The following is a 6244-nucleotide window of genomic DNA, read 5'->3' on the forward strand; positions in this document are numbered from 1 at the left end:
CAGATCAACCACCGCGGGCCGGCAGATTCCGCCCCGCCGCCACACCATCAGGCGACAGCAGATCCACTCAAAGACTCACGAACCGCCCACTAAGAGCCAACGCTTGCTGTTCGTCAATCCCGCACGCGGCCTGCGCTTGGGAGCGAAGCCCACCTCGGTGCCCACGCCACTGAGCCCCGAGGCGATCCAAACTCTCGCCGCGGCTGCCGACACCGACCCCGCCCTCAAGCTACTGATCGCCCTCATCGGCGTTCATGCGCTCTACCCCCACCAGGCCCGCGAGTTGCCCTTGGCTGCCGTCGACTTCACCGGCGGCCGGCTCTCGTTCGGCGACATCGACCATCCCCTGGATGCCTTTAGAGGTCATCTCATTTGGTGAGTCTGCGGAAGCAGATGAGGGTGCTGGCGATGCTGGTGAAGGCCAGGAAGTGCTCGGCTTTGCGCTCGTAGCGGCGGTGGAGGCGGCGGCAGCCGGCGAGCCAGGACATGGTGCGTTCGATGGTCCACCGGTGGCGGCCCAACCGCTGCGAGGACTCGATTCCCTTGCGGGCGATGCGGTGGGTGATCCCGCGCTGCCGTAACCATCGCCGCAGGTGGTCGTAGTCGTATCCCTTGTCGGCGTGAAGCTTGCCCGGCTTGCGCCGTCGTCGGCCGCGGCGGGAGCGGATCGGCGGTATGCCCTTCACCAGCGGGATCAGAGCCTGACTGTCGTGGAGGTTCGCCCCCGAGATCCCGACGGACAGGGGCAGACCGGCCCGCTCGGTGACCAAGTGGATCTTCGAGCCATACTTGCCCCGGTCGACAGGATTCGGGCCCGTCAGCTCCCCCTTTTCAGCGCCCGCACGTTCACCGAGTCGATCGCACAGCGGGACCAGTCGAGTTCGCCACGGGAGCCGAGTTCATCCAGGACCAGGCGATGGAGCTTGGCTCACACCCTGGCCTTCGTCCACTCGGTGAAGCGTCGATGGGCCGTGGCACCCGACGGCCCGAACGACGCCGACGGCAACTGCTGCCACGTGCAGCCAGACGTGGCCACGAACACGATCGCGGCCAGCACCTCCCGGTCACCATGCCGGCGACGGCCACCACCCTGAGGCCGCACCGGCGCCTTCGGCACCACTCGCTGGAACAACTCCCACAACTCGTCCGGCACCAGCCGCTCAACGATCCCCACCACGGCCGACAGCCTACCCATGCAGCCAAATGAGATGACGTCTTACTCGCCGGGCCGCCGCCGACTACATCCAACTCCGGAACGCACGCTGGCCACACACCCGCAACCCCCACCTGTTCATCAGCTCGCAGACCGCGCACTCTCGCACGCCGGTGACCATCGGCTGGATGCAGCCCCTGCTCAAGGATCTCCCCGTCACCGCACGACGACTTCGCGAGGACCGAATCCTCGAAGAGGCCGCCGTCACCGGCGCCGACCCGCAACACCTATGCGCGGTATTCAACATCACCCCCGACACCGGACTGCGCTACACCCGGCCATTCCACCCTGACCCCTTGTCCGACCAAGACCAGGAGGACACCCCGTAGACGGCCGGTGACGGCGTCCGCGAGGGGCGCAGCCAAGTCTCCGTTGTATGTAGTGTTGTCCTGTCTCAATGAAGTTAGTCGGCCGCATGCTGCTGACCTGCATGGACTGGATTGAGTGAGACGCGTGGGCTCGGTCGGTCGAGACAGACTGCAGGGAGCGTCGTCGCACCGTGTTCGCCGATCCCGCACCAACTTGAAGCAGCTCGGCTGAGGTTACGGCTGTGGACCGAGCCAGACATCGCCGCTCAACGAGTCGGGCCGCGCCCCTGGAGGGGGCGTTCGTGAGCGTCGGGCGCGTGCAGCGGTCTGAACGTGTTGCTGTGATCGGAGGCGCCGTTCACGAGTCAGCTCGCAGGCGGTTGACGGGATCCCGTCCGATCACTTCGATCGGACGGGACCTCTGAGCTTCGCCGGACGGGCGGCAGGCACCCCTGGCGGGCGGCGCCCGTAATCCGCTGTTCACCGCCTCCGTCGCGAGCAAGAATCGTCCGCATGTCTGCGATCCCCGGTGGCACGACCGCCTTCCACGACCTGCCCGCGTTCCTCGCCCAGCCTCGCGTCAACTCCCTTGCGCTGTCCGCCGACGGTGGCCGTCTCGTCGCCGCCGTGCAGACTCTGTCAGAGGACCGGACCAGGTTCGTGTCCGGGCTGTGGGAGATCGATCCGGCCGGGGAGCGCGAGGCGGTGCGCCTGACCCGGTCGGGGAAGGGCGAGTCCGGGCCCGCGTTCGGCCCGGACGGGGTGCTGTACTTCCTGTCGGAACGTGAGGACGACAGTGCGGAGGACAAGCACGAGGGTGCCGCGCTGTGGGCGCTGCCCGGGCGTGGAGAGGCCGCCGTCGTGGCCCGGCACCCGGGCGGGATCACCGCGTTCACCGTCGCCCGGGACTCCGGCGCGCTGGCCCACACCGCCGGGCTGCTGCCCGGGGCCGCCGACGCCGACGCGCACGGCAAGCTGCGCACGGCGCGCAAGGACGCCAAGGTCACCGCGATCCTGTACGAGGCCGGGCCGACCCGCGCCTGGGACCGCGATCTCGGACCCGAGGAACAGCACACCTTCATGCGCGCGGGGGCCGAGGGCGCCTTGGTCGACGCCGGCGGGCAGGGCGTCGGCCTCGAGAACCCCGGGGACGTGGCGCTGTCGCCCGACGGGACGCGAGTGGCCTACACCCGGTTCGTACCCGGCCGGGTGCCCGCCGAGAACCGCACCGCCGTGGTGGTGGCACACGCGGCCACCGGCGAGGAGGTCTTCGTCCTGGGCGATGTGGAGCACCTCTACGAGGCGCCGGTGTTCACGCACGACGGCTCGGCGGTCGTGTGCTCGCGGATGACGTGGCCGACTTACGACGAGTCGATGGACATGACACTCGTCCGGGTCGGCGTGGACGGCGGCGAGGCCGTCGATCTGCTGCCCGGGTTCGACCACTGGCCCGTCGGTGCTGTCTGTTCGACGGTCGACGACGCCCTCTTCTTCATGGCCGATGTGGAGGGTCACGGGCCCGTCTTCCGGCGGGACGCGGACGGCACCGTGACCCGGCTCACCGCCTCGGGCGCGTACGGCTCGCTCTGCGTGGCCCCCGACGGGCGGACGCTGTACGCGCTGCGCAACGCGATCGACTCGCCGCCGCGGCCGGTCAGGTTCGAGGCCGGCGTCGCCGACCAGACGCCGGTCGAGCTGCCGGCCCCCGGTGCGTTCGACGCGCTGCCGGGCACCCTCACCGAGGTGCACGCCAACGCGGCGGACGGGTACCGGTTGCGCGGCTGGCTCGTGCTGCCCGAGGGCGCGTCGGCCGAGAACCCCGCGCCGCTGCTCGTCGCCGTGCACGGCGGGCCGCAGGGCAGCTGGAACGGCTGGACCTGGCGGTGGAACCCGTGGCCGTTCGCGGCTCGCGGCTACGCGGTGCTGCTGCCCGACCCGGCCCTGTCGACCGGCTACGGTCAGCAGGGCCACCGGCGCGGCTGGGGGCAGTGGGGCGGGGTCCCGTACACGGACGTGATGGCGCTGACCGACGCAACCGAGGCCCGTGACGACATCGATGCCGCGCGCACCGCGCTCGGGGGCGGCTCCTACGGCGGCTACATGGCCAACCGGGTCGCCACAAGCACCGATCGGTTCAAGGCGATCGTGAGCCACGCCGGCTTGTGGGACCTGCGGTCCTTCCAGGGCGACACCGATGCCCCCTGGTACTTCCAGTGCATCTTCGGGGACCCGGTGACCCGGCCCGAGCGGTACGAGGCGCACTCCCCGTACCTGGACGCCGCGAAGATCCGTACGCCGATGCTGGTCATCCACGGCGCGAAGGACTACCGCGTGCCGGTCGGCCAGGGCGCCGCGCTCTTCCAGGATCTGCAGCGGTTCGAGGTGCCTGCGAAGTACCTGTACTTCCCGGACGAGAACCACTGGATCCTCTCACCGGGCCACATCCAGGTCTGGTACGAAGCGTTCCTGAACTTCCTCGACCACCACGTCCTTGGTGAAGAGTGGCAGCGGCCCGGACTGCTGTGAGCGCGGGCGGGCGTCTGCCTTCGACGAGGTGGGACCCCGCTTTTGGGCAGGAACGGACGCCGGTTCACCGCGGCCGACGGGTCAGCGGACGCTAGGCGCAGCGTCACCCCGACCGGCAGTTGGTGACCTCGCCCGCGACGCCGGTGTACTGCCAGGGCACGCGGGTGGCGATGTCGAGGTAGTGGTGCGGCGCGGCCGCGAGCAGCGGGCTTCCAGAGTCCGGCAGTTGTACCCGTCCGATCATTTCGATCGGACGGGATCTCTGCGTTTCTGGGCTGTGCGAAAGGTCTGAGGACGGGCGGGAAAGCGCCGCTGTGAGCAAGGCTCGCGCTGCTGCCTGTGGGGTGAGGTGGAGTTGTTCCGTGCGGATCGGCTCAACCGGTGTCGGCCGGCGGTGGGCGCCCGGCGGGTATGTCACGTGGTCCGCGGAGTGGGATGCGGGGCGGCGGCGGGCCGGTGGCGTCGATGCTGACATCGCCGTTGTGCGGCCTTCGTGGAGGGCCGCAGCACCGCTGCGGTGATCGACCTGGTAGCGATGTCGACCATGCCCGTCGCAGTGTGTCGATCGTCTGCGACCACGGCAGCGTCGTCGTCCCGCACGCCTCGTCGCGGAATACACCGGCTCCACGACAGACCGCCGCGGCCGGGGCCTGGAAGAAGGAACATGCTCGGATCGAAGTCCATCAGCAGCAGTCGGTCCCGCTCCAGCCACGACTCGAAGCCGACGTGCCGTCCGGTCGTCGCCGCCCAGTCCCAGCCCGGAAGTGACGCTCACCGTGCGACCAGCGGGCCGTACGCAGCGGATCGACATCCTCGAACCGGCCCGTCACACAGTCCCGCAGCGGACGGCGACGGCGCCCGCACACCGCGTCCACGTACGACGACTCGATGCACGGACCCGCGTGATCCGCCCCAGCCGGTACAGCCGTCCAGCACCCCCAGCGTCCTCAGTCGCGCGATTAGGTTCGCTGGGACAGAAGCCCGAACGACTCGGTTCGTTGAGAAAACGACTCGATTGAATGAGACAGGACAAGTGTGCGGAAATGACAAGAAGCGATCAGCTCGCGGAGCAACTGGACTGGTACTGGCACAAGAACCTGCGGCCACGGCTGGAGGGTCTTACCGACGAGGAGTACTTCTGGGAGCCCGTGCGCGGCTGCTGGAGCATCCGCCCACGTGGCACGTCGGCCGCACCGATATCGGAAGGCTCGGGGGAATGGACGATGGACTCCGCGTCCCCTGCCCCGGTGCCAGCGCCGGTGACCACGATTGCCTGGCGGCTGGCACACATCGTCGTCTCGTGCCTGGGCTATCGGGTCGGATGGTACTTCGGCGGCCAGGACGTCGACTCCCAGACATTCCCCTACGCGGGGACCGCTGACGAGGCGCTGAAACAGCTCGATGAGATGTATGGGAGATGGAACGCGGGGGTCCGCAAGCTCTCAGATGCTGACCTGGACAATCCGCCCACGGTGGGTCCCGAGCGGTTTCCCATGGAGAACAGGGTCCTGCACGTCAACAGGGAGCTGATCCATCACGGCGCCGAGATTTCCCTGCTGCGCGACCTCTACCGCTGGCAGGACGGAGCCATACTGCCCCGAATGTGACCTTTCGGTAACCGGCGATCGAGCTTCGGAACCTACGTGGACTCCGTGACGCTCCGCGGCTGCGAGCTTCACTGACCGTCTCGCTCCGGCCCCATGACCGACGCCAAGAATTCGACCTCGAATCCGTCGGAACCGAGCCGCCCACGGCCGGGAAGCCCGGGCGGCAGGGGCCAAGTTCGTGGTACCAGCGCCTCAGAAATCGCGAACTCAGGCGCTTTAGTCGGCGACTACATCGGAGACAGCACCCGAGCCGAAATCGCCTACGGCCGGTCGCTGGGCAAGCCCGTGCGGTTCACGCACCCCGAAGTCGACCTCGATGCCTGACCGCCCGCCCCCGCACCCTCCGCAGGCACCCCTTGGAATTGATCATCTAAGGGCTGTCCCGTAAACGATCTTCGGTCGATGTGTCGGCGGTCCTCCGGCGGGCGACAGTGATCTTGTGCAGGCGGACGATGCCGAGCATGACGGCTGCACGTAGGCTGCCCTCTGGCTCGGCCTAGTCGCTGGGGCAGGCTAGCCTGGGGGTGATTTACCTGATAGCTCGTCATCGGTCTGTGGATGCAGTATCAGTGGCTCGCCGGGTGGGCAGA

General features: G+C 68.6%; 4 protein-coding genes and 2 pseudogenes. 4 read left to right on the plus strand and 2 right to left on the minus strand.

Going from position 1 to position 6244, the window contains the following annotated elements; all coding sequences use genetic code 11:
- Window positions 1–379: pseudogene (locus ACWDEN_RS47680) on the plus strand (hypothetical protein); the annotation flags it as partial.
- On the opposite strand, the pseudogene ACWDEN_RS47685 reads toward ACWDEN_RS47680, so the two are convergent.
- Window positions 369–1195 (minus strand): annotated as a pseudogene (locus tag ACWDEN_RS47685) (IS5 family transposase). The pseudogenes ACWDEN_RS47680 and ACWDEN_RS47685 sit on opposite strands and share 11 nt — an antisense overlap.
- 146 nt (window positions 1196–1341) lie before the next feature.
- Here ACWDEN_RS47685 and ACWDEN_RS47690 point away from each other — a divergent pair.
- Together ACWDEN_RS47690 and ACWDEN_RS47695 are read left to right on the plus strand one after the other, a co-directional pair.
- Window positions 1342–1542, plus strand: coding sequence for a hypothetical protein (locus ACWDEN_RS47690; protein ID WP_450864374.1), 201 nt, complete (start codon window positions 1342–1344; stop codon window positions 1540–1542).
- 492 nt (window positions 1543–2034) lie between these two features.
- The gene (locus ACWDEN_RS47695) at window positions 2035–4047 is read left to right on the plus strand and encodes a S9 family peptidase (protein WP_351620683.1); all 2013 of its coding nucleotides are present in this window, start codon (window positions 2035–2037) and stop codon (window positions 4045–4047) included.
- Between the two features lie 103 nt (window positions 4048–4150).
- Here the strand turns inward: ACWDEN_RS47695 and ACWDEN_RS47700 are convergent, their stop codons facing one another.
- A complete protein-coding gene (locus ACWDEN_RS47700) occupies window positions 4151–4291 on the minus strand; it encodes a hypothetical protein (protein ID WP_184892453.1) in 141 nt (46 codons plus the stop codon).
- Window positions 4292–5090: 799 nt separating this feature from the next.
- Here ACWDEN_RS47700 and ACWDEN_RS47705 point away from each other — a divergent pair.
- Window positions 5091–5654 (plus strand): DinB family protein, encoded by a 564-nt coding sequence (locus tag ACWDEN_RS47705; RefSeq protein ID WP_351620700.1) that lies wholly within the window; start codon window positions 5091–5093, stop codon window positions 5652–5654.
- Window positions 5655–6244: the final 590 nt, after the last annotated feature.

It is taken from the genome of Streptomyces sp. NPDC001153 (assembly GCF_053598315.1).